The organism is Halopseudomonas sp. T1L2 (genome assembly GCF_055397385.1).
Genome location: NZ_AP040865.1, coordinates 2,213,819 through 2,239,804, shown reverse-complemented (window position 1 = coordinate 2,239,804; position 25,986 = coordinate 2,213,819). Strand labels below are relative to the sequence as shown.

22 protein-coding genes are annotated in these 25,986 nt (G+C 61.8%); 9 read left to right on the top strand and 13 right to left on the bottom strand.

Features of this window, described 5'->3' with window-relative positions:
* Positions 1–370: 370 nt before the first annotated feature.
* The 8 genes from ACZ5WQ_RS10500 to ACZ5WQ_RS10465 form a co-directional block, all read right to left on the bottom strand.
* Positions 371–1,753, bottom strand: a complete 1,383-nt coding sequence (locus tag ACZ5WQ_RS10500; protein WP_088273215.1) for a PhoH family protein — start codon at positions 1,751–1,753, stop codon at positions 371–373.
* Positions 1,754–2,147: 394 nt separating this feature from the next.
* Positions 2,148–3,680, bottom strand: coding sequence for an ATP-dependent RNA helicase RhlB (gene rhlB, locus ACZ5WQ_RS10495; RefSeq protein WP_464382288.1), 1,533 nt, complete (start codon positions 3,678–3,680; stop codon positions 2,148–2,150).
* A gap of 120 nt (positions 3,681–3,800) precedes the next feature.
* Positions 3,801–4,457 carry an alpha/beta hydrolase gene (locus ACZ5WQ_RS10490; protein ID WP_338214208.1) on the bottom strand — a complete coding sequence of 219 codons (657 nt, stop codon included), beginning with the start codon at positions 4,455–4,457 and terminating at the stop codon, positions 3,801–3,803.
* A 111-nt stretch (positions 4,458–4,568) separates the two neighbouring features.
* Entirely contained in the window at positions 4,569–5,135 is a 567-nt protein-coding gene (gene efpL / locus ACZ5WQ_RS10485; RefSeq protein ID WP_088273218.1) for an elongation factor P-like protein EfpL, read from the bottom strand.
* Between the two features lie 82 nt (positions 5,136–5,217).
* Positions 5,218–8,631, bottom strand: coding sequence for a mechanosensitive channel MscK (gene mscK / locus ACZ5WQ_RS10480; protein ID WP_464382287.1), 3,414 nt, complete (start codon positions 8,629–8,631; stop codon positions 5,218–5,220).
* Positions 8,632–8,795: 164 nt separating this feature from the next.
* Positions 8,796–10,598, bottom strand: coding sequence for an acyl-CoA dehydrogenase (locus ACZ5WQ_RS10475; protein ID WP_228246677.1), 1,803 nt, complete (start codon positions 10,596–10,598; stop codon positions 8,796–8,798).
* Positions 10,599–10,685: 87 nt separating this feature from the next.
* The gene (locus ACZ5WQ_RS10470) at positions 10,686–11,663 is read right to left on the bottom strand and encodes a serine/threonine protein kinase (RefSeq protein WP_464382286.1); all 978 of its coding nucleotides are present in this window, start codon (positions 11,661–11,663) and stop codon (positions 10,686–10,688) included.
* 84 nt (positions 11,664–11,747) lie between these two features.
* On the bottom strand, positions 11,748–12,350 hold the full coding sequence (locus tag ACZ5WQ_RS10465; RefSeq protein ID WP_228246679.1) for a ComF family protein: 603 nt from the start codon (positions 12,348–12,350) through the stop codon (positions 11,748–11,750).
* Positions 12,351–12,555: 205 nt separating this feature from the next.
* Between ACZ5WQ_RS10465 and bioB the strand changes: the two genes are divergently transcribed.
* The 8 genes from bioB to ACZ5WQ_RS10425 all read left to right on the top strand — a co-directional run bounded on the left by bioB (position 12,556) and on the right by ACZ5WQ_RS10425 (position 20,203).
* Positions 12,556–13,599, top strand: a complete 1,044-nt coding sequence (gene bioB, locus ACZ5WQ_RS10460) for a biotin synthase BioB (protein WP_228246680.1) — start codon at positions 12,556–12,558, stop codon at positions 13,597–13,599.
* An 87-nt stretch (positions 13,600–13,686) separates the two neighbouring features.
* Complete coding sequence (bioF, locus tag ACZ5WQ_RS10455; protein ID WP_228246681.1) at positions 13,687–14,853, top strand: 8-amino-7-oxononanoate synthase; 1,167 nt, start codon at positions 13,687–13,689, stop codon at positions 14,851–14,853.
* The gene (locus ACZ5WQ_RS10450; protein WP_464382285.1) at positions 14,846–15,559 is read left to right on the top strand and encodes an alpha/beta fold hydrolase; all 714 of its coding nucleotides are present in this window, start codon (positions 14,846–14,848) and stop codon (positions 15,557–15,559) included. The genes bioF and ACZ5WQ_RS10450 overlap by 8 nt, the downstream gene beginning before the upstream one ends.
* On the top strand, positions 15,556–16,350 hold the full coding sequence (gene bioC / locus ACZ5WQ_RS10445) for a malonyl-ACP O-methyltransferase BioC (protein WP_228246683.1): 795 nt from the start codon (positions 15,556–15,558) through the stop codon (positions 16,348–16,350). Before ACZ5WQ_RS10450 ends, bioC begins: the two co-directional genes overlap by 4 nt.
* 10 nt (positions 16,351–16,360) lie before the next feature.
* Complete coding sequence (gene bioD, locus ACZ5WQ_RS10440) at positions 16,361–17,041, top strand: dethiobiotin synthase (protein WP_228246684.1); 681 nt, start codon at positions 16,361–16,363, stop codon at positions 17,039–17,041.
* A 74-nt stretch (positions 17,042–17,115) separates the two neighbouring features.
* Positions 17,116–17,424 carry a pyrroloquinoline quinone biosynthesis protein PqqE gene (locus ACZ5WQ_RS10435; RefSeq protein ID WP_228246685.1) on the top strand — a complete coding sequence of 103 codons (309 nt, stop codon included), beginning with the start codon at positions 17,116–17,118 and terminating at the stop codon, positions 17,422–17,424.
* Between the two features lie 33 nt (positions 17,425–17,457).
* Complete coding sequence (locus ACZ5WQ_RS10430) at positions 17,458–18,201, top strand: putative metalloprotease CJM1_0395 family protein (RefSeq protein WP_228246686.1); 744 nt, start codon at positions 17,458–17,460, stop codon at positions 18,199–18,201.
* Between the two features lie 196 nt (positions 18,202–18,397).
* On the top strand, positions 18,398–20,203 hold the full coding sequence (locus tag ACZ5WQ_RS10425) for a phenylacyl-CoA dehydrogenase (protein WP_228246687.1): 1,806 nt from the start codon (positions 18,398–18,400) through the stop codon (positions 20,201–20,203).
* Between the two features lie 70 nt (positions 20,204–20,273).
* Here the strand turns inward: ACZ5WQ_RS10425 and egtB are convergent, their stop codons facing one another.
* The 3 genes from egtB to yjgA all read right to left on the bottom strand — a co-directional run bounded on the left by egtB (position 20,274) and on the right by yjgA (position 23,102).
* Entirely contained in the window at positions 20,274–21,485 is a 1,212-nt protein-coding gene (gene egtB, locus ACZ5WQ_RS10420; protein WP_464382284.1) for an ergothioneine biosynthesis protein EgtB, read from the bottom strand.
* Positions 21,482–22,462 carry an L-histidine N(alpha)-methyltransferase gene (egtD, locus tag ACZ5WQ_RS10415; RefSeq protein ID WP_464382283.1) on the bottom strand — a complete coding sequence of 327 codons (981 nt, stop codon included), beginning with the start codon at positions 22,460–22,462 and terminating at the stop codon, positions 21,482–21,484. The genes egtB and egtD overlap by 4 nt, the downstream gene beginning before the upstream one ends.
* A 109-nt stretch (positions 22,463–22,571) precedes the next feature.
* Positions 22,572–23,102 carry a ribosome biogenesis factor YjgA gene (gene yjgA / locus ACZ5WQ_RS10410; protein ID WP_464382282.1) on the bottom strand — a complete coding sequence of 177 codons (531 nt, stop codon included), beginning with the start codon at positions 23,100–23,102 and terminating at the stop codon, positions 22,572–22,574.
* A gap of 136 nt (positions 23,103–23,238) precedes the next feature.
* Here yjgA and pmbA point away from each other — a divergent pair, with 136 nt between their 5' ends.
* Positions 23,239–24,594: a metalloprotease PmbA gene (pmbA, locus tag ACZ5WQ_RS10405; RefSeq protein ID WP_228246691.1), complete on the top strand. Its 1,356-nt coding sequence runs from the start codon at positions 23,239–23,241 to the stop codon at positions 24,592–24,594.
* Positions 24,595–24,858: 264 nt separating this feature from the next.
* Here pmbA and ACZ5WQ_RS10400 read toward each other — a convergent pair whose 3' ends face one another.
* A complete protein-coding gene (locus ACZ5WQ_RS10400; protein ID WP_269688646.1) occupies positions 24,859–25,131 on the bottom strand; it encodes an HPr family phosphocarrier protein in 273 nt (90 codons plus the stop codon).
* Positions 25,131–25,985 (bottom strand): RNase adapter RapZ, encoded by an 855-nt coding sequence (gene rapZ, locus ACZ5WQ_RS10395; RefSeq protein WP_088273236.1) that lies wholly within the window; start codon positions 25,983–25,985, stop codon positions 25,131–25,133. Before rapZ ends, ACZ5WQ_RS10400 begins: the two co-directional genes overlap by 1 nt.
* Position 25,986 lies beyond the last annotated feature (1 nt).

The following is a 25,986-nucleotide window of genomic DNA, read 5'->3' as shown; positions in this document are numbered from 1 at the left end:
CCGCAAACCTGCGCCGCGATGGGTAATGGGTTGGATAGAGAGCGGCTATTGGGCTTCGCCGCTTTGCGGCGAAGCCCAATAGCCGCAAGCCGCAAGCCGCAAGCCGCAAGCCGCAAGCCGCAAGCCGCAAGCCGCAAGCCGCAAGCCGCAAGCCGCAAGCCGCAAGCCGCAAGCCGCAAGCCGCAAGCCGCAAGCCGCAAGCCGCAAGCCGCAAGCCAAAAGCCAAAAGCCGCAAGCCAAAAGCGAAACGGGGATGAACCATCGGGTGTTTTGAGGTCGCTCTGTTTATGGAAAACCCGCGCGATGTGCCATCGCGCGGGTTTTCTTGCAGCTTGACGCTTGTGGCTTGCAGCTACCGGCCAAAGGCCGGTCAGAGGTGCGTTTCTGCGTACTCGGCCAGTGCCGAGCGCGGTACGCCCTGCAGATGGATGTGCACGCCGTGGGGGAAGTCTTTGAAGCATTCGGTCAGATAGGTGAGGCCTGAGCTGGTGGCGTTGAGGTAAGGGGTATCGATCTGCGCCAGGTTGCCAAGGCAGATCACCTTTGAGCCGTTGCCAGCGCGGGTGATGATGGTCTTGATCTGGTGCGGAGTCAGGTTCTGGCTTTCGTCGATCAGGATGAAGCTTTGCTGGAAACTGCGGCCGCGGATGTAGTTCAGGGATTTGAACTGCAGTGGCACGCGGTCGAGGATGTATTCCACGCTGCCGTGGGTGCTCTCGTCATCCATGTGCAGGGCTTCAAGGTTGTCGGTGATGGCGCCGAGCCAGGGTTCCATCTTCTCTTTTTCGGTGCCGGGCAGAAAACCGATATCTTCGTCCAGACCCTGGGTGCTGCGGGTGGCGATGATGCGGCGGTAGGTCTTGGTGACCATGGTCTGCTCGATGGCGGCGGCCAGCGCGAGAATGGTTTTTCCGGAGCCGGCGGCACCGGTCAGGTTGACCAGGTGAATGTCCGGGTCCATCAGGGCGTACATGGCCAGCGCCTGGAAGATGTCCCGCGGGCGCAGCCCCCAGCACTCCTGATGCAGCATGGGTTCCTGGTGCAGGTCGCGGATGGTCAGGTTGCTGCCGTCGATGCCCTTGACCCAGCCGATAAAGCCCTGATCGTCGATGATGAAGTCGTTGATGTGCAGCGCCGGCAGGTTGTCGGTGAGCTGAACCTGATGCACGGTCTGCCCGGTCAGCTGCCTGGTTTCAACCTTGGCCACCCGCTCCCAGAACGAGCCTTCGATTTCATGGTAACCGCGGGCCAGAAGGGCGATGTCATCGAGCAACTGGTCGGTGTGGTAGTCCTCCGCGTCAATGCCGCAGGCGCGCGCCTTCAGACGCATGTTGATGTCCTTGGACACCAGCACGATGCGGTCATCGGGATGCTGACTTTGCAGCTGACAGAGCTGGTTGATGATCTTGTTGTCGTTAAGGTCGTTGGGCAGGCAGTGGGCGGGAATCGGGGCCTTGTCCATGAGGATGGCAAGGGTGCCGTTAGGGCCGAGTTTGCCACGCTCGATGGCGACGCCCTGTTCTACCTGATCGGGTGGTGCGTCTCCTAGGGTTTTGTCGATCAGCCTGATGGCCTGGCGACAGTCTGCTGCGGTGCTGGATTTGCCGGATTTGAGTTTGTCGAGTTCTTCCAGAACGGTCATCGGGATGATGACGTGGTGTTCTTCGAAGTTGAGCAGTGCGTTGGGATCGTGAATGAGTACGTTGGTATCAAGAACGTAGAAGGTGTGCTCGGTCGGTCCGCACGCTTCCATATGCTGTACCTCGCAGTGCCGGTGACGCGACTGTATCAGGCAGCATTGGCTGCGCCTGGCAGTCCACTGGGCCGGCTCGCACAGCACTCGGGTATCAAGGGATCACCACGACGGCGTGGACCGGTTGATCGAGGTATAGCGTAAACAGAATGACCTTCACAAGCGCGGAAAATGCTTAAGGCAAAAAAACTCGAAAATTGATCAACGGGGCTGGGCAGAGGGCAAAAAGGCGGGATATAGTCATTGGCCCGGCCACTGAAAAGTGGCCGTTTTTTTTGCCTGAATGGTCAGGTTTTATGGCTGCGGGTAGTGCCGATGCTATGCCTAGGGACGCGACATGTCGCGTCCGCAAAGGGGGCACGCGGACACGGCATGCTGCGTCCCTACGGCTGGGTCAGTGGCGACCCTGTGGACGACCGCCACCGCGGCGGCTGTTGCTGCCAGCCGAGCGACGGCGGGCTGCCGCAGCGGCTTCAGCCTGCTCGGCTTCATTGGCGTCAGTAGCGGCTTTTTCTTCAGCGCTCTGCTCGCGCTTGGGCACTGGCTTGAGCAGGTGCTCTTCCGGCGGCACACACTCCAGCTTGTTACCCAGCAGCTCTTCGATCGGCGGCACCTGGAAGGCGTCGTCTTCACCTGCCAGACTGATGGAAGTGCCCTTGGCGCCAGCGCGGCCGGTACGGCCGATACGGTGGACGTAGTCTTCCGGGTCTTCCGGCAGGGTGTAGTTCACCACGTGACTGATGCCATCAATGTGGATGCCGCGGCCTGCAACGTCGGTCGCGACCAGCACCTGCAGCTTGCCACTCTTGAAGTTCTCCAGTGTGCGTACGCGCTTTTGCTGCGGTACATCACCTGATAGCTGAGCAGCGTTGATGCCGTCGCGCATCAGGCGCTCTTGTACCCGTCGTACTTCGTCCTTGCGGTTGGCAAAGACCATGACCCGGTCCAGCTCGAGCTGGGTGATCAGGTTGTAGAGCACTTTGTACTTGTCGCGGCCGCTGACGGCGTAGACCTTCTGGGTCACGTTCTCTGAGGCAGGGCGCTCGGGCTCGATCTCGACGACGGCCGGTTCGTGCGTCCACTGGCGGGCAAGGTTCATCACGTCATCGCTGAAGGTCGCGGAGAACAGCAGCGTCTGGCGGTCGCCTTTGCGCGGGGTTTGGCGGATGATTTGGCGTACCTGCGGGATAAAGCCCATGTCGAGCATGCGGTCGGCTTCGTCAAGGATCAGTACCTCAAGCAGGTCCAGATGCACTTCGCCGCGGTTGCAGAAGTCGAGCAGACGACCTGGAGTGGCGACCAGAATATCGCAGTAGCGCTGTTCCAGTTGCTTGAGTTGCTTGTCGATGTCCATGCCGCCAACGAAGGTCATGACGTTCAGCGGGCAGTGCTTGGTCAGCCCTTCGGCGTCGCTGGCAATCTGCATCACCAGCTCGCGGGTCGGCGCGATGATCAGCGCCCGTGGCTCGCCCATGTAACGCTCGTCCGGCGGCGGCGTTTCCAGCAACTGGGTAATGGTGGAGACCAGGAAGGCGGCGGTCTTGCCGGTACCGGTTTGCGCACGGCCGATGGCGTCATGGCCGCGCAGGGTACTGCCCAGCACGGCAGCCTGAATCGGCGTGCAGTAGCTGAAGCCTTGATCCTGAATGCCGCGCATCAGGCTGTCGGGCAGCGGGAAGTCGTGGAAGCGGGTTTTGCCTTCGGCCGGTGGAACCTGAAAGTCATTGATGCTCCAGGGCTTGACCGGGGTCGCAGGTGGTTTGGCCAGGCGCTTGCGATCACGGTTGCGCGGCTTGCGTTCGCGGTTTGCGCTATCGTTCTGCAGGGGCGCGGGAGTGGGCTCTGCTGCCTGACGGGGTGTGGTGTCGGCCGCTTTCGGCGCCGGCTCTTCTGGCTTGCTAATCAGCTTTTTCAGTGCTTTGAGCAAAGGTTTTTCTCGACTGCGTGGAAATTGAACGTCAGGCAGTGTAAAGCAAGGCCGCGCGTTCGCGAAGCCTTGCGGTTGTTTTTTGAACAGGTGCGGTGGCCTGCATGGCCCCTGACCGGCTCAAAGCCCGAAGCGTTCTGTCAGCCAGCGACGGATGTCGGCGATTTCGTCCATGCAGACCTCGTGCGCCATCGGGTATTCGTACCAGCGGGTGTGGTGGCCGGCGGCCTGCATCAGATCATGGGCTTCGCGGCCCATCGCCAATGGCAGCACGTCATCAAAACGGCCGTGTGCGCAGAACAGCTCCAGCGGTTGGCGGGCCGGGTGTTGCTCGAGCAGCAGGTCCAGTCCCGGCCCGTAGGTGGACAGCGCCATCACACCGCCAAGCGGCAGCTCGCTGCTGACAGCGGTGCAGAGCACAACCGCGCCGCCCTGGGAGAACCCGGCGAGAATGATGTTTTCCAGCGCAATGCCCTGTGCGCATTGTTCGTCGATCAGCTGACGTACCAGGGCAACGGCTTCATCCAGATGACTCTGGTTGATTGCCCGGGCTGGCGACATGCCGAGGATGTCGTACCAGCAGGGCATCGGGAACCCGCCGTTGATGGTGACCGGCCGGGTAGGTGCCTGTGGAAAAATGAAGCGGATGGCATTATCGGCGGGCAGTTGCAGGGCCTCGACTACCGGCACGAAATCGTAGCAGTCTGCGCCCAGACCGTGCAGCCAGATGACGCTGCGGGTGGCAGGCGTGGCGGGTTCGATGATGTGCGGTGACATGCGGGCTCCTTGCAGGAATGGAAATTCGGACGCCCTTTATACTGTGCTGCAGAGCCAATACCAAGTGTGAGTGCAGCCCACCGGCTGGCAGGCTGCAGGCGGGCAGGCTGCTCAGGCGCGGGACATGAACTTGCCGGATTCGGTGTTGATACGCAGCACTTCGCCGGTTTCCAGATACTCGGGGATCTGGATTTCCAGACCGGTGGCAAAGCGCGCGGTCTTGGTGCGTGCGCTGGCTGATGAGCCCTTGATGGCCGGCGGCGTTTCCTCGATGGCCATCTCCACTACCGCGGGCAGCTCGATACCCACCAGGTTGCCCTCAACCAGCAGGCCATACAGGCCTTCGATGCCGTCATGCAGGTAAGGCAGCTGATCTTCCAGCTGGTCGGCGGTCAGGGTGAACTGGGCGAAGTCTTCGTTATCCATGAAGGTGTAGCCGTCCGCGTCCAGGTAGAGGAACTGAACCGGGCGCTTCTGGAAGTCGATAAAGGTCAGGACGTCGTCGCCGGTAAAACTCTGATCGAGCTTCTGCTTGGTCTGGACGTGGTTGAAGCGCACCTTGTAGAGCGTCGTGCCGCTGCGCGAAGACGGGCTTTTTACCTCGATCTGGCTGACGATGTACGGCTGGTTGTTGATCTGGACGATATGGCCTTTTTTCAGTTCGGCAGCTTTGGGCATGGCGGCGCACTCAGGGGATGAAAACGAGGCGCTATTCTGCCCGCAGCCGCTGCACCTCGGCAAGCGGCTGCGGGGGCCGTGATCAGCGGTCTGTCGGTGCGTCGGGGGTATTGCCTGTCCCGCTCTGATCGGCCGGTGTGATCGGGTCTCTGCTGGTGCCGGCTGCTGGCGACGGCCTGGAACCGGAGGCCGAATCGCCTTCGATACGATAGCTGTGCACCAGCTTCTCAAGGCCCGCGCTGCTGCGCAGATTGACGTCGAGCTGGCGGAAGGCGATTTCGATACCGTGCTCCTTGAAACGACGGTCGATTTCGCGGTTGATCTCGTCAATCGCCATATTGCGATCGGCCAGCTCCTTCACATGCACTCGCAGTTCGTGGTCCAGCGTGCTTTCGCCAAAGTTGAGGAACAGCACCAGCGGTTCGGGATCCTTCAACACGCGGCTGTTGGACTGGGCGATCTGCATCAGCAGCTCGCGTACCAGTTGGACGTCTGAACCGTAGGCCACACCGACCTTGATGATCACCCGGGTAATAGTGTCCTGCAGCGACCAGTTGATAATCTGCTCGGTGACGAAGTTCTTGTTTGGGACAATGATTTCCTTGCGGTCGAAATCGGTAATGGTGGTTGCGCGAATGCGGATTCGGTTGATGGTGCCTGACAGCGGGCCGATGGTGACCACGTCACCAATGCGCACCGGACGCTCGAACAGGATGATCAGGCCGGAGATGAAGTTGGCGAAGATTTCCTGCAGACCAAAGCCCAGACCCACACCGAGGGCGGCAACCAGCCATTGCAGCTTGTCCCAGCTGACTCCGAGCGTTGATAACGAGGACACCAGACCGAAACCGACGATGATGTAGCTGAGCAGGGTGGTAATGGCATAACTGCTGCCCTGGCGCAGCTCCAGTCGCGAGAGCACAAGGATTTCCAGCAGGCCGGGCAGGTTGCGCGCCAGGGTAATGGTCAGAATGATGGTGACCAGTGCGCCGAGGATATCGCCAACGCTGATCGGCACCGCTTCGCCGGCATTCAGGCCGGTGCCCTCGTAGTGCCACAGGGTCACGGACTCCAGATACGAGGTGGCGCTGATCAGGTCAGCCCAGGTGAAGTACAGCGCGAGGGCAAACGTCAGCAACAGGGTCAGTTTGGCCAGTCGTAACGACTGCTGATTGATCTGCTGCAGATTCATTTCCGGGATGTCGACCGCGGTCTCGGTGTCGCTTTGCCCTTCGCGTGCCTGGGCCGCCTGCCGTTTGCTGATGGCGCGCTGATAGGCCAGTCTGCGCCCGGCAACGTTAAGGTTGCGCACCACGGTACCCTCGACCAGCATCCAGAGCACGATCAGATACAGGCTGTCGATGAAACGCTCGGCCAGCTTGACCGCCGTGTAGTGGTAACCCATGGCGGTCATGCCTGCCAGCGCCAGCGGTGCGAGGATCAGCAGGCTGGCGGCGACAAAATGGACCACCCGGGAGCTGTAGAGGGGCTGGCTGCGGAGCATGAAGCGGCCGAGCAGCAATGACAGCGCGATCATGCCGATCAGCATGCCGGTGCGCCCGATCGGATCGGTGCCGGTGTAGTCGGGCATGGACCCATGCAGGCCAAGCATCAGCACCAGCGGTACCAGAATCCAGGCGACGTTGCGCACCAGTTTGCGCAGACGATGAACCAGATCGTCGTCCCAGTGGAAATGACGGGTGGCAATGCCGTGGGGGTCGAACACCCGGTACAGCATGTGCAGGACAAACCAGGCCAGCGCCAGCTTGAGCATGCCGGTGCCCAGCACCGGCGCACTTTGCTCGCTGTCCAGACGCAGCAGCAGACCTGCGCCGGCCAGCAGCGCTGGCATCGGACTGACCAGCAGTGCTGTCAGCAGCAGCGCACGGGGCGTATGCCACTGGCTGTCGCGGCGGAAATGCCCGACCTCGTCATGCAGGGTGTCGAGGCTGCTGCGCAGTCGTGGCTTGCGCCAGATGTACAGGGCCAGTAAAAGCAGGGTACCCAGGCACCAGAGCAGATGGCGTTTGGCAGCGTCCAGCAGGTTTTCCCACTGGCGGGGCAGATTCATGCTGTCGATCTGGTGGGCTACTTCGCCTGGCAGGCTGGTCAGCCAACTGCGTTCAATGGGGCGGCTGCTGGCCACCCAGAACAGCTGGTCGTCGATGGTGCGCTTGAGATCGCTGCTGAGCTGCTGCAGCTGCCGCTGGTTGATCTGCAGGGTGATAGCCAGATTGATCAGGCTGTTGATATTGCCGTTTAGCTGCTCGACCAGCGTGACCCGGGCGTTGACCATCTTTTCCAGCTCCGGGCGCAGTGTGTCGCGTTGACGAGCTGGGATCTTGAGCAGCAGGTCGTTGAGGTAGGTGTCCGGGCTGGCGAGGCTTTGTGCCTGCTGGTTGAGCTCGAACTGGCGCAGACGCAGGTCGGCGATCTGATCCGGCAGATCGGTATCAATTTCTACCCGGGGCAGCTCGTTCTTCTGCTTGTGCAGAATGCGCGACAGCAGCAGGCTGCCCTCAAGCACTTCGATCTGTTGCTCCAGGGCCTTATCGATCTGACTCAGGTGCTCGGTCTGCTGCTTGGTTTCAATGTTCTGGCGGGTCAGTACACCGAGCTGCCTGGTTGCGTTCAGCAACTCCTCGCTCAACTGCCGGTTGATGCTGCTCTGGCCCTGCAGCACCTCGTTCTGGCTGGCCTCCTCCGGCAGGGTGGCATCGCTGACGGCCTTTTCCGACACCGACTGGCGCTTGTCATTGATGACGGTCTGCAGCAGCGAGATGTCGTCTTCAATTTCGCGTATCTGCAGGGTCAGCAGGTTTTTTTGCTGGGTGGCCAGATCCTGCAGCACGTTGTTGCCAGCCAGTCGCTGACGCAGCAGCTCACTGTCTGCATTCAGGTACTCCAGTTCTGCCTGCAACAAGGCGATGCGCGCGCGCGTGAGCGTGGTCGGTGCCAGACGTTGCTGGGTGCGCAGCTGTTCATTCAGTTGCTGGCTGCGGCGCTGGTTGTCGGACACGCTGGCCTGGGTACGTTCCGGCCGGGTCTGGGCGGCAATCAGCTGGCCATTGACGCCGGTCAGCTCGTTCTGCCAGGTGAACATCTGATTGACCTTGTCGCTGAGCAGGGTTTCCAACTGATCCAGCGCCTGACGCTCCAGTACCGCACGTTGCAGGCTGTCGTCGTTCCTGGCCAGACGATTGTGCTCGGCACGGACACTCTGGGTCTGGCGCGGGGCGTCGGCGATCTGCTCCTGCAGGGCCTTTTGTTCCGCCAGGGTCTGGCGCGTCTGCCTCAGAAACCCCTGGGTGCTCTGCTGCAGATCTGTCAGCTCACGCTTTTCTGCTTCCGGCAGATTACTGTTGCTGGTGCTTTCGATCTCCGCCGTGAGGCTTTCAATCCGTTGATCCAGATCGGCGGTCAGCTGAGTGTCCTGAGCCCATCCCAGCGGGCTGAGCAGCAGGCAGCCCAGCAGCACTATCGCGCGTAGCGGCATGGTGTTGTTCCTGAATGAGTCTGTGCGCAAGGTTAGCCCTCCTGCTGCCGATTGGGAAGCTGACCACCTGGGTAGTTGCGGGTTCCCCAAAGGGTTAAAACGCAGCAGGCCACCCGAAGGTGGCCTGCTGGGATGCCGCAAGCGGCAGGGAGGTCACAGGTCGATCAGAACCAGGCGTCCTGCATGTCGTAGCAGGTCAGGTCGCGGTTTTCCAACACGTTCAGGTCGTGGTGGCAGGACGGCACTTCCCAGCGCAGGAAGTAGCGGGCGGCCTGCAGCTTGCCCTGATAGAACGCGGTATCTGCCGCGTTACCGGCAGCCAGTCCCTGTTGAGCCTTGACTGCTTGCTCCAGCCAGCGCCAGCCGATCACCATGTGACCGAACGCCTTGAGGTACAGTGCCGAGTTGGCCAGCGCCTCGTTGACCTTGCCCTGACCCATGTCACCGAGCAGTGCCATGGTGACGCTGCCGATGTGGGCGTGCAGTTTTTCCAGCGGCTCGCGCAGCTCGTTCAGTTCGCTGTATTCGGCAGCGCGCTTGCAGCAGCTCTGAATCAGGCCGGACAGCTGCTTGAGCGCGGCGCCGCCGTTCATGGTCACCTTGCGAGCCAGCAGGTCGAGCGACTGGATACCGTTGGTGCCCTCGTGGATCGGGTTCAGGCGGTTATCGCGATAGTACTGCTCGACCGGGTACTCGCGGGTATAGCCGTGACCACCAAGAATCTGGATCGCCAGTTCGTTGGCCTTGAGGCAGTAGTCGGAGGGCCAGGCCTTGACGATCGGCGTCAGCAGGTCCAGCAGTTCCAGCGCGTTCTTGCGCTGCTCCTCGGTTTCCAGGGTTTCGGTATCGTCGAATACGCGGGCAGCGTACAGACCCAGGTCAAAGGCACCTTCAACATAGGCTTTCTGGGCCAGCAGCATGCGCTTGACGTCGGCGTGCTCGATGATCGAGACCTGCGGTGCATTCGGGTTCTTGCCGTCGGGCAGGCGGCCCTGCGGGCGCTCGCGAGCATAGTTGAGCGAGTACAGGTAGCCAGCGTAGCCGAGCATCACCGCGCCCATGCCAACGCCGATGCGCGCCTCGTTCATCATCTGGAACATGTAGGACAGGCCGTGATGCGGCTTGCCGACCAGATAGCCGACGCAATTATCCTTGTCACCGAAGTTCAGTGCGGTTGAGGTCGTGCCGCGCCAGCCCATCTTGTGGAACAGGCCAGCCAGGGTTACGTCGTTGCGCTCGCCGAGGGTGCCGTCTTCGTTGACCAGGAACTTGGGTACGATGAACAGCGAGATGCCTTTTACGCCGGGCGGTGCGTCGGGCAGCTTGGCCAGAACCATGTGGACGATGTTCTCGGACAGCGGGTGATCGCCACCGGAAATAAAAATCTTGTTGCCCTTGAGTCGATAGCTGCCGTCAGCGGCCGGCTCGGCCTTGGTGCGGATGTCGGACAGCGAGGAGCCGGCGTGTGGCTCGGTCAGCGCCATGGTGCCGAAGAAGCGGCCTTCGATCATTGGCTGCAGGTAGCGCTGTTTCTGTTCCTCGGTGCCGAAGCTCTCGATCAGGTTGGCCGCGCCCATGGTCAGCATCGCGTAGGACGAGGTCCCTGCGTTGGCCGACTGGAAATGGGCAAAGCAGGCCTGCGACAGCAGGTTCGGCATCTGCATGCCGCCCTGTTCAAAGGTGCGGGTGGCGTTCAGAAAGCCCGCCTCGAGGAAGGCGTCGACCGCCGGTTTGACTTCCGGGATCAGCTCGGCCGCACCGTTGACGTACTTGGGCTCGTTCTCGTCGCTCTTGCGGTTGTGTGGTGCGAACAGCTTTTCCGCGATGGTGCGGGCAGTACCGATGGCCGCGTCGAAGGTCTCGCGGTTGTGATCGGCAAAGCGCGGGCGCTTGGTCAGCGCTTCGGCGTCCAGCACTTCATAGAGTTCAAACGCCAGGTTGCGTTGGTCAATCAGCAGTTCGGACATGGTTCTCACCTCTATAGGAATCGCGGGGCAGTGTATTGAGTCACTTCCGGCCAGGGAATGGCCATTGATGGCTTTTATATCCGCAAATCAGAACAGACGAAGCGCAGGCTCGTCCAACGCGGCGCGCTGCTCGCGCAGGGTCAGGATCTGGTCGGCCCAGTAACGTTCCTGGGCGAACCAGGGGAAGTGCCTGGGAAAGGCCGGGTCTTCCCAGCGGCGTGCCAGCCAGGCACTGTAGTGCACCAGCCGCAGGCTGCGCAGTGGCTCAATCAGGGCCAGTTCGGACGGATTGAAATCGTGGAATTCGTTGTAGCCTTCAATCAGCTCGGATAGTTGCGCCTGACGCTGATCGCGCTCACCCGACAGCACCATCCACAGATCCTGCATCGCCGGACCCATGCGGCAGTCATCCAGATCGACCATATACAGGCTGTCGTCGCGCCACAGCAGGTTGCCGACGTGCAGATCGCCATGCAGGCGAATCTGCTTGGCCGGATGCGCCTGGAGTTGTTGTTTTACCACCTGCAGCAGGTCTTCGGCGACCGAGAAGTAGGCGGGTTGCAGGCTTGCAGGCACCACATTGGCGCTGCGCAGGTAATCCAGACTGTCCCCGCCGAAGCTTTGCCAGTCGAGGGTCGGCCGGTGCTCGAAGGGGCGCATCGAACCGACCGCATGCAGGCGGCCGATCAGGCGACCGAGCATCAGCAGATGGTCGGGATCGTCGAACTCGGGGGCGTGGCCACCAAACCGGCGGAACAGGCTGAAGCGAAACCCTGCATGCTCGAACAGCGTGCGGCCGTCGATCTGCTCCGGGGCAATCACCGGGATCTCGCGTTCAGCCAGTTCAAGGCTGAAGGTATGCTCCTCGAGAATCGCCTCATCGCTCCAGCGGTCCGGTCGATAGAACTTGGCGATCAGCGGTGCGGCGCCTTCTATGCCGACCTGAAATACCCTGTTTTCGTAACTGTTCAGGGTCAGGATGCGCGCATCAGAGAGATAGCCAAGCGATTCGACCGCGTCCAGCACGGTGTCAGGGGTGAGGGTAGAAAAGGGATGGCTGGACATGGTGGTCGACTCGGAGCAAACACGTGATTGTGACCGCACAGGGTAACAGGTGTTGACCGTGGAATCGCTCGTTACAGACGGGTTTCAGGGGGTACGGGCGACGCACCAGACCTGAACCGATGCGGCGCCGGCCTTGAGCAGGGTTTGGCTGGCCTCACTCAGCGTCACGCCGGTGGTCATGACGTCATCGATCAGCGCCAGGTGCTTTCCCTGCAGGTGTTCAGGCCTTGGGCAGCTGAACGCACCGCGCAGGTTCTGGCGTCGTGCTTTGGCATCCAGGCCCTGCTGCGGCAGGGTTGAGCGGGTGCGTTCCAGCAGTTCGGGTCGACAACGGAGTTGGGTGCGTCTGGCAATATCGCGCGCCAGCTCGCAGGCCTGATTGTAGCCACGCTGAGCCTGCCGCTTGCGGTGCATGGGCACTGGCAGCAGCAGGTCGGGGCAGGGGGCAATGTCTTGCTGCAGCCAATCCGCCGCCGCTTCGGCAAGTAGCTGCCCGAGCAGGCGGCCAATGCTGGTCTGGCCATGGTACTTGAACGCGGGAATCAGGCTGTCAACCGGGAAGCGGTAGATCAGCGGTGCCAGCGCGTGACTGAATGGCGGGGGTGCATTCAGGCAGCGCCCGCATTGCTGCGCCGGGTGCGGCAAGGGCAGGGCACAGCGTTGGCAGCAGGCCTGTTGCCAGGGCAAGTCAGCCTCGCAGCCTCCGCACAGTTGCGTGTCCGGATGCGGGTTGCTGCCAAGGCAGAGTATGCATTGTGCGAATAGATTGTTTTTTATCCAGATGTAAACCTGTTGTTTTTTCAAAGGTTGACAGCCTCCGTGCCGTCGTTATGATGCTCGGCAGACTTGGAACCCGCCCGGTTCCCCTGCCAATTCGAAGGGACAAGACCCCATGACTGCATCCGTGACCCGCCACGACTGGACTCTGGCAGAAGTGCTGGAGCTATTCAATCAGCCGTTCAATGATCTGCTGTTTCAAGCACAGACGGTGCATCGCATGCACTTCGACCCGAACCGGGTGCAGGTCTCCACGCTGCTGTCGATCAAGACCGGTGCGTGCCCGGAAGACTGCAAGTACTGTCCGCAGTCCGGTCATTACAACACCGGTCTGGACAAGGAAAAGCTCATGGAGGTCGAGAAGGTGCTCAAGGCGGCGGCCGATGCCAAGGCCATTGGCTCCACCCGCTTCTGCATGGGCGCGGCCTGGAAACATCCGTCTGCCAAGGACATGCCCTATGTGCTGAAGATGGTCGAGGGCGTCAAGGCGCTGGGCATGGAAACCTGCATGACCCTGGGCAAGCTGAGCAAGGAGCAAACCCAGGCGTTGGCCGAAGCCGGGCTGGATTACTACAACCACAACCTCGACACCTCGCCCGAGTTCTACGGCAACATCATCACCACCCGGACCTACGCCGATCGGCTGGAAACCCTGTCGCATGTGCGTGACGCGGGTATGAAAATCTGCTCTGGCGGGATTCTCGGCATGGGCGAGTCGCTTCAGGATCGCGCCGGTCTGCTGATTCAGCTGGCCAACCTGCCGGAGCACCCGGAGAGCGTGCCGATCAATATGCTGGTCAAGGTGCAGGGTACCCCGCTGGCGGACGAGAAGGATGTTGACCCCTTCGACTTCATCCGCATGCTGGCCGTTGCCCGCATCATGATGCCCAAATCTCACGTGCGCTTGTCTGCCGGCCGCGAGCAGATGAACGAGCAGATGCAGTCGCTGGCCTTCTTCGCCGGCGCCAATTCCATCTTTTATGGAGAGAAGCTCCTGACCACCGGCAACCCGCAGGCGGATAAGGACATGCAGCTGTTCGCCCGCCTCGGCATCAAGCCGGAAGAGCGCCAGGAGCACGCGGACGAGGTGCATCAGGCGGCGATTGAGCAGGCGCTGATCGAACAGCGGGACAGCAAGCTGTTTTATTCGGCCGTCTGACGACGGCAGCCTCAAGCCATAAGCTGCAAGCCTCAAGCGAGCGCTGATGTGGCTTGAAGCTTGCTGCTTGCCGCTTGGAGCTTTTTTATGTCTTTCGATCTTTCTGCACGCCTCACCGAGCGCCGCGCTGCGCATCTGTACCGTCAACGCCCGCTGCTGCAGACGCCGCAGGGCGTGGAGGTGCAGGTCGACGGTGAGCGGTTGCTCAGTTTCTGCAGCAATGACTACCTCGGTCTTGCCAATGATCCGCGCATCAACGAGGCGTTCGTCGAGGGTGTGCGGCAGTGGGGCACAGGTGGTGGTGCGTCGCACCTGGTGACCGGTCACTCGGGCGCCCATCATGCGCTGGAAGAGGCGTTGGCCGAGTTTACCGGCCGGCCACGGGCCTTGCTGTTGTCCAGCGGCTATATGGCCAATATGGGTACGGTTACGGCGCTGGTGGGGCAGGGCGATACGGTGCTGGAAGATCGGCTCAATCACGCCTCTTTGCTGGATGCCGGGCTGCTTAGTGGTGCGCGTTTCTCGCGTTATCTGCATAACGATGCAGACAGCCTGCGTGGCCGGTTGAGCAAGGCTCAGGGCAATACGCTGGTGGTGACCGATGGCGTGTTCAGCATGGACGGTGACCTGGCCGACTTGCCCGCGCTGTGTGCTGCCGCAGCGGACGTCGATGCCTGGATGATGGTGGATGATGCTCACGGCTTTGGCTGTCTCGGCGCTCAGGGTGGCGGCATTGTTGAACATTTCGGCTTGTCGATCGACCAGGTTCCGGTGCTGGTCGGCACCCTCGGCAAGGCGTTTGGCACTGCCGGCGCCTTTGTTGCCGGCAGCGAAGAACTGGTCGAAACCCTGATCCAGTTTGCCCGTCCCTACATCTATACCACCAGCCAGCCACCCGCCGTTGCCCATGCCACATTGACCAGCCTGCAACTGGTGCGCGAAGAGCACTGGCGCCGTGACCAACTGGCGGCGCTTATCAGCCGTTTTCGGGCTGGAGTCACCTCGCTCGGGCTTGAGCTGATGGATAGCCCGACGCCGATTCAGCCGATAGTGGTGGGCACCAGCGAGCGGGCGCTGGCGCTGTCGGCTGCACTGCGCGCGCGCGGCCTGCTTGTGACTGCCATTCGCCCGCCGACCGTACCGCAGGGTACCGCCAGACTGCGTGTTACCCTCAGCGCCGCGCATACCGAACAACAGGTTGACCGCTTGCTCGATGCGCTCGGGCAGGCGCACAAGGAACTCAACGATGAATAACCTTACCTTACTGCCCGGCTGGGCGCTGGCCGCCAGCAACCTGCTGCCGTTGCAGCAGGCGTTGCACGAGCGGCTGCCCGACCTGGCTGTGCAGCTGGCGGAGTTGCCGCCGCGGCTGCAGATGTCGACCCTCGAGCCGGACCTGACGGCGCTGGCCGAGGCCTTGCCTGCTGGCTGGCTGGCCGGCTGGTCGCTGGGCGGCATGCTGGCAGTGCAGCTGCAGCGCCGCTTCCCGGAGCGCTTCTGTGGCGTCATCACCATCGCCAGCAATGCCTGCTTTTCGGCGCGCGACGGCTGGCCTCATGCGATGCCGGTCGATACCTTCAAGGCTTTCCTGGCTGATGCCCGCGAGCAACCCGAGCGTATTCTCAAGCGCTTTTCCCTGTTGGTAACGCAAGGTGGTGAGAACGCCCGGGAACTGAGTAAGCAGTTGCAGTGGAGCGATGCCGATCCGCTGCAACGTCTCAACCAGCTGGCGCTGCTCGGCGTGATCGATAACCGCATTCCTCTGCAGCGTTGTGCGCAACCGGTACTGCACTGCCTCGGTGGTAACGACGCGCTGGTGCCTGCGGCCGTGGAATCGGACCTGCTGGCGCTCAATGGCAATGCCCGGGTGAGGATGCTGCCGCAGGGCAGTCATGCCCTGCCGCTGGAAGCGCCACTCTGGCTGGCGGGTGAAATCGCCGAGTGGCTGGAAGCGCAATGACCACCGAGGTGATCGACAAGCAGGCCGTTGCCGCCTCGTTCAGCCGGGCGGCGACAACCTACGATCAGGTCGCCGAGCTGCAGCGCAGCGTCGGCAGCAATCTGCTGGCGCGCTTGCCCGAGAGCCTGGAGGTCGAGCGTCTGGCCGATCTGGGCTGCGGAACCGGATACTTTACCCGTGCACTGAGCGCCCGCTTCGGGCAGCCGGTGCTGGGGCTGGACATCGCCGAGGGCATGCTCCGCTATGCCCGCGCCCAGGGGCCGGTATCCTCGAGCTGGATCGTTGCCGATGCGGAGGCGTTGCCGTTACGTGCAGACTCCCGGCAGTTGCTGTTTTCCAGCCTGGCGTTGCAATGGTGCCCGGATCTCTCGCAGGCGCTGAAGGAGGCCCTGCGGGTGCTGGAGCCGGGTGGTCTTATCGCTTTCAACACGTTAGTTGAAGGCACGCTGCAGGAGCTGCGCGACGCCTGGCAAGCAGTCGATGGCTACGTGCACGTCAATCGCTTCATGCCGCTGGCGCAGTTGCAGCAGACACTGGCTGATGCGGGCTTTGCCAGTTGGCGCTGCGAGGTCGAAACCCATGTCCTGCACTACCCGCAGCTCAGCGGGCTTACCCATGAACTCAAGGCGCTCGGCGCCCACAATCTGAATGCCGGCCGTCCCGGAGGTCTGACCGGCAGAGCCAGATTGCGGGCACTGACCGCCGCCTATGAAACCTTCCGCCAGCCGGCGGGTTTGCCCGCGACCTATCAGGTCGCCCAGATCATTCTGCATAAAGGCCAGCAGGCCTGAGGGAACCCCCATGAGCAAACGTTACTTCGTTACCGGTACTGATACTGAAATTGGCAAGACCACGGTCGCCGCCGGTCTGCTGTGTGCAGCGCGTCAGCGAGGCCTGACCACCGCCGGAGTCAAGCCGGTGGCTGCAGGCTGCGAGCGCACGCCTGACGGGCTGCGTAACGAAGACGCGCTCGCGCTGCAGGCCCAGTGCAACCCGCCGCTGGCCTACGAATTGATCAATCCTGTGACGTTGGAAGCGGCTATCGCACCGCATATTGCCGCGCAGGAGGAGCAGGTGACACTGACCGCGAAAGGGTTGGCACAGGCTTGTGACGCGGTATTCGAGCGAGGTGCCGCGCTGACCCTGGTGGAAGGGGCCGGCGGCTGGTGTGTTCCTCTCAATGAGAGCGAACTGCTGTCGGATGTCGCCATTGCGCACAAACTGCCGGTGGTGCTGGTGGTAGGTATGCGCCTGGGCTGCATCAACCATGCGCTGCTGAGCTGTCGTGCCATTGCTGCAGATGGGCTGGAGCTGGCTGGCTGGGTTGCCAACCATGTTGATCCGCAGATGAGCCGTCCCGAGGAAAACCTGGCGACGCTCAAGCAGTTGATCAAGGCACCATGCCTGGGCGTCGTGCCGCGCCTGGATTCGGCCGACGCGACCGCCGTGTCTGTGTATCTGGATGTGTCTCCGCTGGTCTGATACGACCAGCGGTGCTGGGCGCGGGGGGGCGTCTATGCTTGAATGTAGGTGTCAATTTACCCAGAGACCATGCCATGGCTACCCTTGACTTGATTTCCGCTGGCCTGACCAGTGTGCGTCAGGGCCAGAACCGCATCAGCGGTGCGGCGTCCGATATTGCCCGTGCGGCCCTTCCGGTTGATCCGGTGGCTGCGACTGCGCAGCCCGCGCAGCCGGCTACGGGCCAGGCCGCGGCATCTACGCCGGTAGAAACCGCGCGTCCGGTCAATCTCGTCGACAGTCTGGTGGAACTGCAGCAGGGCCGCCAGCAGGCTGAGGTCGGGGCGTCTGTGATCGACACCGCCGACGAAGTGCTCGGCACCTTGCTGGATGTCACTGCCTGAGCCTGACCAGGCTCAACAGCGTGGTGCGCCCCCATGACCCCTGTCGGCAGCAGTCAAAGCACCTATATTCCCTCCGCGTTCACCACGCTGACCGCACGTTCCATCGCGGTCAGCGACAAGGTCCCTGCTGACGACCCCAACACCCGTTTTGCGCCGGTAGAGCCAACCAGCGAGGCGGCAGTGGGCACCGCTTCCCCTGACGCATCCGGCGATACCGAACTGGCCGAGGCCGAGCGCAGCAAGCGGTCCCAGCTCGCCAAGGCCGAAGCGCAGTTGCTGCAAGCCGAACAGAACGAAATCAGAGAGCTGGCCGCCCGTGATCGCGAGGTGCGCGCCCATGAGCAGGCGCACATGGCGGTTGGCGGTCAGTACGCCGGCTCCATGTCGCTGAGCTATGAACGGGGCCCGGACGGCCGCCTGTATGCGGTCGGTGGGGAGGTGTCCATTGATACCGCTCCGGTACCGGGCGACCCGCAGGCCACCATCGACAAGATGGAACAGGTGCGCAGAGCCGCGCTGGCGCCGGCCGAGCCTTCATCTCAGGATCGTGCCGTGGCGGCCCAGGCTGCACAGCTGATAGCGCAGGCTCGTGCCGAGATAGCAGCATCCGATCCGGTGGCCGGTAGCAGTGCCGGAGCAGCGGAGTCGGCCGACTCGGCGAGTACGCAGGCCAGCGGTGACTCAACGGTGGAAGACGACCGCGCAGGCGCGGGGCTGTCTGTCTATCGGGGTGTTGCTGCCGATCCGGCCAATGCAGGTCTGCGCGCCCTCGCCTGATTCGGCCCTGTCAGTCAGGCCACCCTTTTTCTGTTCATACTCACGCAGACTGATACCGGTGCATTCATGCGGGGGTTGACATTGGTTTGGCGTAAACGTATGTTTCAAACGTCTGTTTGAATTCGAGCTGCCAGGCAGCTCAAAACTGCAGCCTCGGCTGCCCGTGCATACTGATCAATACTTGAGGTCCAGTACCATGCCCGATTACAAGGCTCCCCTGCGTGACATTCGTTTCGTCCGCGATGAACTCCTGGGTTATGAAGAGCACTATCAGAGCCTGCCCGGCTGCGAAGATGCTACGCCGGATATGGTCAACGCCATTCTGGAAGAGGGCGCCAAATTCTGTGAGCAGGTTATTGCGCCGCTGAACCGTGTTGGTGACATCGAAGGCTGTACCTGGAGCCCCGAGGGTGTGACCACGCCCACTGGCTTCAAGGAAGCCTACCAGCAGTACGTTGAGGGTGGCTGGCCGAGTCTGGCGCACAGCGCTGAGCATGGCGGTCAGGGTCTGCCCGAGTCGCTGGGTTTGACCATCAGCGAAATGGTTGGCCAGGCCAACTGGTCCTGGGGCATGTACCCCGGCCTGTCGCACGGCTGCATGAACACCCTGGAAACTCACGGTACCGACGAGCAGAAGCACACCTATCTGCCCAAGCTGGTTTCCGGCGAGTGGACCGGCACCATGTGCCTGACCGAGCCGCATTGCGGTACCGACCTGGGTATGCTGCGTACCAAGGCCGAGCCGCAGGCTGACGGCACCTACAAGGTGTCTGGCACCAAGATCTTTATCTCTTCCGGCGAGCATGACATGTCGGAGAACATCATCCACATCGTGCTGGCCCGCCTGCCTGACGCACCGGCCGGCACCAAGGGTATCTCCCTGTTCATCGTGCCGAAGTTCCTGGTGAACGCCGATGGCGAGAAGGGTGAGCGCAACACCGTCAGCTGTGGCTCGCTTGAGCACAAGATGGGCATCCACGGCAACGCTACCTGCGTGATGAACTTCGACGGTGCTACCGGTTACCTGATCGGCGAGCCGAATAAGGGCCTCAACGCCATGTTCACCTTTATGAACACCGCGCGTCTGGGTACTGCACTGCAGGGTCTGGCACACAGCGAAATCGCCTTCCAGGGCGGCATCCAGTACGCCCGTGAGCGTCTGCAGATGCGTTCGCTGACCGGCAACAAGGCACCGGAAAAGCCGGCTGATCCGATTATCGTTCACCCGGACGTGCGTCGCATGCTGCTGACCATGAAGGCGTTTACCGAAGGTAACCGCGCGATGGTTTACTTCACTGCCAAGCAGGTCGATATCCTGAAGAACAGCCAGGATGCCGAGCAGAAGAAGCAGGCCGATGCCATGCTGGCGTTCCTGACGCCGATTGCCAAGGCGTTCATGACCGAGGTCGGTTTTGAAGCGGCCAACCACGGTGTGCAGATCTACGGTGGCCACGGCTTTATCGCCGAGTGGGGCATGGAGCAGAACGTGCGCGACGCCCGTATCTCCATGCTGTACGAAGGTACCACCGGTATTCAGGCCCTCGACCTGCTGGGTCGCAAGGTTCTGATGACCCAGGGCGAGGCGCTGAAAGGCTTCACCAAGATCGTCCACAAGTTCTGCCAGAACAACGAGGGCAACGAAGCCATCGCCGAGTTTGTCGCGCCGCTGGCTGCGCTGAACAAGGAGTGGGGCGAGCTGACCATGAAGATCGGCATGGCCGCGATGAAAGACCGCGAAATGGTCGGTGCCGCGTCCGTGGACTATCTGATGTACAGCGGCTACGCCTGCCTGGCCTACTTCTGGGCCGACATGGCACGTGTTGCTGCCGAGAAACTGGCCGCCGGTACCGCAGAAGAGGGCTTCTACAAGGCCAAGCTGCAGACCGCCCGTTTCTACTATCAGCGCATCCTGCCGCGCGTTCGCACTCACGTTGAGGCGATCCTGTCCGGTGCGGATAACCTGATGGAAATGGATGCCGACAACTTCGCACTGGGCTACTGATCTAGCCTGACGTTGTTGCCAGTATCAAGGCCGCCCCGGTAACGGGGCGGCCTTTTTTAATGTCCGATGATCAGGGATTGCGCGCCAGGCGCAGTCCGCTGAATTGCCACTGCGCCGCGGGCGGGAAGAAGTTGCGGTAGGAGGGTCTGCTGTGGCCCGCCGGGGTGGCACAGGAACTGCCGCGCAGGACCATCTGGTTGATCATGAATTTGCCGTTGTACTCACCAACGGCACCTGCCGCCGGCTGGTAACCGGGGTAGGGCAGGTAGGCACTGTTGGTCCATTGCCAGACCTGGCCAAACAAGCCCGCAAGATCTGGTGCGGTATGCGCCGCGTGCTCCCATTCAGCCTCTGTCGGCAGCCGTGCGCCCGCCCAGCGTGCGTAGGCATCGGCTTCATACAGGTTGATATGGCAGACCGGCGCCTCAAGGTTGAGCGCTTGCCGGCCGGCCAGGGTGAAGGCTTGCCACGGCTCGTCCGCTGTCTGCAGCCAGTACAAGGGGGCCCGTGCCTGTCGCTGGTTGACCCAGTCCCAGCCATCGGACAGCCATAGCTCCGGACGCTGGTACCCGCTGTCTGCGATAAAGGCCATGTAATCGGCGTTGCTGACATTACGCTCGCCCAGCAGGAAGGGTTCCAGCCAGACGCGGTGGTACGGGCCTTCGTTGTCATAGCTGAAGCTGGCGTCGGACGCGCCGATCTCGCACAGGCCGCCGGTGAACTCCCGATAGGGGTAAGGCTCAGTGGCGATAGCGGAGCACTGCTCGGGCGCGTTTGTCCGCCAGGCAGGCATAAGCGGGTTGCAGGAAAAATGGTGTTTCAGATCAGTGAGCATCAGCTCCTGATGCTGCTGTTCGTGTTGCAGGCCCAGGGTTACCAGTGCGGCAAGTTTGGTACGCTGGCTGGGGCTGCTCAGCAGATGCTGCATCTGCTCATCAATCTGCTGGCGGTAATGGAGCACCTCTTCCAGAGTCGGCCGCGACAACAGGCCGCGTTCGGCGCGCAGATGACGCTCGCCAATGCCCACGTAGTAGGAGTTGAACAGTACCTTGTAGGCCTGATCAATGACCGGGGGCGGTTCGGGCAAGGCGGCGAGAATGAAGGTTTCAAAGAACCAGGTGGTATGGGCCAGATGCCATTTCAGCGGGCTTGCATCGGTCATGGACTGCAGCTGACAGTCTTCAGGACTCAGCCCCTGGATCAGCTCCAGAGAATGCGCCCGGATCCGGGCGTAATCGAGCGCCAATTCGCTGACTGCCGTCAGGCTCGCTGGCCGGTTCATGCCGGCTCCGCCAGGAACACGCCGAACCAGCCTTTGGGGTCGGTCCAGTAATGGCTGCAATGCAGGCCGCTGGCAGCGAGCAGGGCGCGAAACTCATCCACACTGTATTTGTGGGAATACTCCGTCACTATGTGCTCGCCGGCTTCAAAGTTGCGGCGGGTATGGAGTGCAAGACGCACGCTGTGCGGCTCCCGGGCGACCAGTCGCATTTCGATGCGGCGATGCTGGTCGTCAAAGCAGGCGTGGTGTTCAAACAGTTCAGGCTGAAAGTCGGCATCCAGTTCCCGGTTGACGACATTCAGGATATTCAGGTTGAACGCCGCTGTAATGCCGCTGGCATCATCGTAAGCCGCTTCCAGAACGGCGCGGGGCTTGAGCAGGTCGGCGCCAATCAGCAGGCGTCCATGGCTGGTGCAATGGGCGCGTATGCGGCTGAGAAAACGCATGGCGGCGCGGGGTTCGAAATTGCCGATGGATGAGCCGGGGTAGAAAAACACGGGAGGATTGTCCGGGCGCTCAGCCAGCAAATCGTGCAATTCGAGGTGCTGGGTGAAGTCGCTGACCACGCCAACGCATTCGAGCTGAGGGTGCTGCCGGGCAACGTCGGCTATCGAGCTGTGCAGAAACTCTCCTGCGATGTCGACACCGACCACGCGCGCCGGGTCGACGGCGTTCAGCCATTGCTGCGTCTTGCTGCAGTCACCGCAGCCGAGATCGACCCATTGCGGGTCGTCTGGCAGGTGGCCGGCGATCGTCTCACGGTTTTCCGAGAAAATCAGCGCCTCGGTGCGCGTGGGGTAATACTCATCGAGGCGGCAGATGTCGGTGAACAGCTCGCAGCCGCGTTCATCGTAGAAGTACTTTGAGTCGATGCGTGCGGTTGGCTGCAGCAGTCCCTGCAGAAGTTGTTGGCGCTCATCCTGAATCGGAAGGCGCAGGGTGGACTCGAGTCTGGGCAGGTCAAGAGCAAGGCTCACGTGGCGTCATCCTCTGCAGGTTAAAGTTAAAACCTAGCAGTGGGTTGCGCTCAGCGCCAAAATGACCGGCCAGTCAGGCCCCGGGCTGTGATCCAGTGCCGCGCCTTTATCAGAGCCCCTTGGCGTCGTCGGCCAGCACACGGATAGCCTTGAACAGCTTGCGCGCCGCCGCCGGCGGCTTGTTCTGCTCGGCTTCCTTGGCCGCCTGGCGAGCCAGTTGGCGCAGGTGCTGACGATCTGCGGCGGGGTAGGCCAGCATAAACAGCTCCAGCTCGTCCGAACGGCCGGTCAACAGCCGGTCGCGCCAGCGTTCGATCTGGTGGAAGTGCTGGTTGTGGGCTGCGCTGCTGCTGTCAAACAGATCCAGATAGGTCTGAATTTGCTCAATATCCTGATCGCGCATCAGCTTGCCAACATAGCTCATATGGCGTTTCAGCGCGCCGCGTGCGGTGTGCCGACTGGCCTCGGCGAGCGCCAGGCGCAACTTGTCGGTCAGCTCCAGCTTGGCCAACTGGTCGGGTTTAAGTGCCAGCAGGCGCTTGCCCATTTCCTGCAGGGCGTCCATCTCCCGTTTGATCTGGGTCTTGCTCTTGCCCTCATCAACGGGCTCGAGGGATTCGTCGTCGTGAAACTCGGTCATGGTGATCCTGTCTGGAGATGGTCGCGTCAGCTTTTGCCGGGGGGCAATGATACCCGTTTCCCGCCGGCTGCGGCCAATCCGTGGTGGTTTCCGGTTGCGCAACCTCGCTACAATGGCTGCTCGAACCGGAGGTGACATGAGCGCGAATACCATCAGCGTAGCCGAGAATCCCGCAAGCCTGCAGCAGACGCTGGAGCAGCGGGTGGCCTTTATTGTCGACGAGGCGCGACGTCAGGGAGCAACCGCAAGCGAGGTCGCGGTCAGCCAGAGTACCGGGCTGTCGGTGAGCGTGCGCAGCGGTGAAGTCGAAACGGTCGAATTCAATCGTGACCAGGGCTTCGGCATTACCCTGTACGCAGGTCAGCGCAAGGGCTCGGTCAGTACCTCCGATACGTCCGACGACGCCATCCGGCGGGCGGTTGAGACAGCACTGGCGATTGCGCGTCATGCATCCGAGGATCCCTGTTCCGGTTTGGCCGATGCCGAGTTGATGGCTACCCAATTGCCGGATCTCGATCTGTTTCACCCGTGGGAGCTGTCTGCCGAGCAGGCGATTGATCGGGCTCTGGAGCTGGAGCGCTCGGCCCTTGCGGTTGATTCGCGGCTGACAACCGACAGTGCGCAGATCAGCAGTCAGCAAGGCTGCCGGGTGTATGGCAACAGCCATGGCTTCATTGGCAGCGCCCTGAGTAGCCGCCACAGCAGCGCGGCGGTCATGATCGTCTCTTCCGAACAGGGCATGCAGCGTGATTACTGGTACGCCGTCGATCGCGTACCGGGGCGATTGCCAAGCGAGCAGGCGGTAGGGCGCAAAGCCGGTGAGCGTACGCTGGCGCGCATCAACCCCCGCACGGTCAAGACCGCCAAGGTGCCGGTGCTGTTTGCTGCCGATCAGGCGGTGGGCCTGGTTGGCCATTTGTTCGGTGCCATTTCCGGCGGAGCTGTCTATCGTCAATCCACATTTTTGCTCGATGCGTTGGGACAACCGATTTTCCCTGCCTGGATGACCATGCGCGAAACCCCCTACCTCAAGCAGGGCATGGGTAGTGCGGCGTTTGATGGCGATGGTCTGCAAACGCGTGAACAGGCCTTCATCGAGGACGGCCAACTGGTCAGCTGGTTGCTCAGCACCTACTCTGGCCGCAAGCTCGGGTTGCCCAGTACCGCCAACGCGGGCGGTGTGCACAACCTGCAGGTCACCAGTAACGCGGGCGATCTCGATGCACTGCTCAAGGAAATGGGCACCGGCCTGCTGGTGACCGAACTGATGGGGCAGGGCGTGAATGGTGTCACCGGCGACTATTCCCGCGGTGCCGGCGGCTTCTGGGTCGAAAATGGTGAAATTCAGTACCCGGTCAGCGAGATCACCATCGCCGGCAATCTGAAGGATATGTATGCCAACCTGCGTTGCGTCGGCAGCGATGTTGAACGTCGTGGTAACTACCTGACCGGCAGCTGGCTGGTGGATGGGATGACGGTAGGGGGCGCGTAGCGCTCCCTACCGTCAGCTGCAAGCCGTAAGCTTCAAGCTGCAAGTGAAACCCGCGCGGTTTTGACTTGCGTGGGTTTAGATTGAAGCGTCGAACGGTCGGAAAGCTTGCAGAAAACACTTGACTACCCTGACGCCGCATTCACCCTGTTGCAGCTTGCAGCTTGCAGCTTGCAGCTTGCAGCTTGCAGCTTGCAGCTTGCAGCTTGCAGCTTGCAGCTTGCAGCTTGCAGCTTGCAGCTTGCAGCTTGCAGCTTGCAGCTGGGCTTACTCCCCTTCCCCAAAATAGTCGTTGACCAGCTCCAGCAATGCCTGCAGGGCTTCTTCTGCCTGCTCGCCTTCGCAGCTGACGCAAACCTCTGTGCCCTTGCCGGCGGCCAGCATCATGACCTGCATGATGCTCTTGCCGTCAACCTGGTCGGTTTCGTCATGGCCTATGGTGACCTTGCAGCCGTACTGGTTGGCAATGCCCACAAACTTGGCGGCGGCACGGGCGTGCAGACCGAGTTTGTTGATGATCAGAACACGGGAGCTTGGCATCAGGGCAGGTCGCGGTGGCGTATCAGCAGGTTGGGTGTGTCGGCGCTCAGTTCGCGCACCAGTCGCTCGGCAATGTAGACCGAGCGGTGATGGCCGCCGGTACAGCCGATGGCGATGGTCATGTAACTGCGTTCGCTGGCGGCGTAGCGGGGCAGCCATTTCTGCAGGTAGTGACAGATGTCCTGGTACATATCTTCCACTTCCGGCTGTTTGCCCAGGTAATCACTGACCGGGGCATCACGGCCGGAAAAGGCGCGCAGGTCGGGCAGCCAGTAAGGGTTGGGCAGGCAACGCACGTCGAATACCAGGTCGGCATCCACCGGCAGGCCGCGTTTGAACCCGAATGACTGGATCAGGACCGAGGGCTGGCTGCCCTTGGTGCCGAGCAGTCGCTGTTTCAGGTGGTCGCGCAACTGGTAGAGATTCAGGTGGCTGGTGTCGACCTTGAGCGTGGCCAGGTCGATGATCGGTTGCAGCAGCAGTGCTTCACGGTCCAGGGCCTCGCCAAGTGACAGGTTGCCGTCGGTCAGCGGGTGTTTGCGGCGGGTTTCCGAAAAGCGCTTGATCAGTACGTCGTTACGCGAGGCCAGGAACAGCACGTCACACTGGACTCCTGCATTGCGTACGTCCTGCAGCAGCTCGGGGAAGCGTGCCAGGTCGTTGGGCAGGTTGCGGGCGTCGATGCTGATGGCGACTTCCGGCAGGCTGAAATCATTCTGTCTTGCCTGGCGGGCCAGTTCGGGCAGCAGGCCTGCGGGGAGATTGTCGATGCAGTAGAAGCCGTTGTCTTCAAGCAGATGCAGCGCGGTGCTTTTACCCGAACCGGAACGGCCGCTGACGACAATCAAACGCATG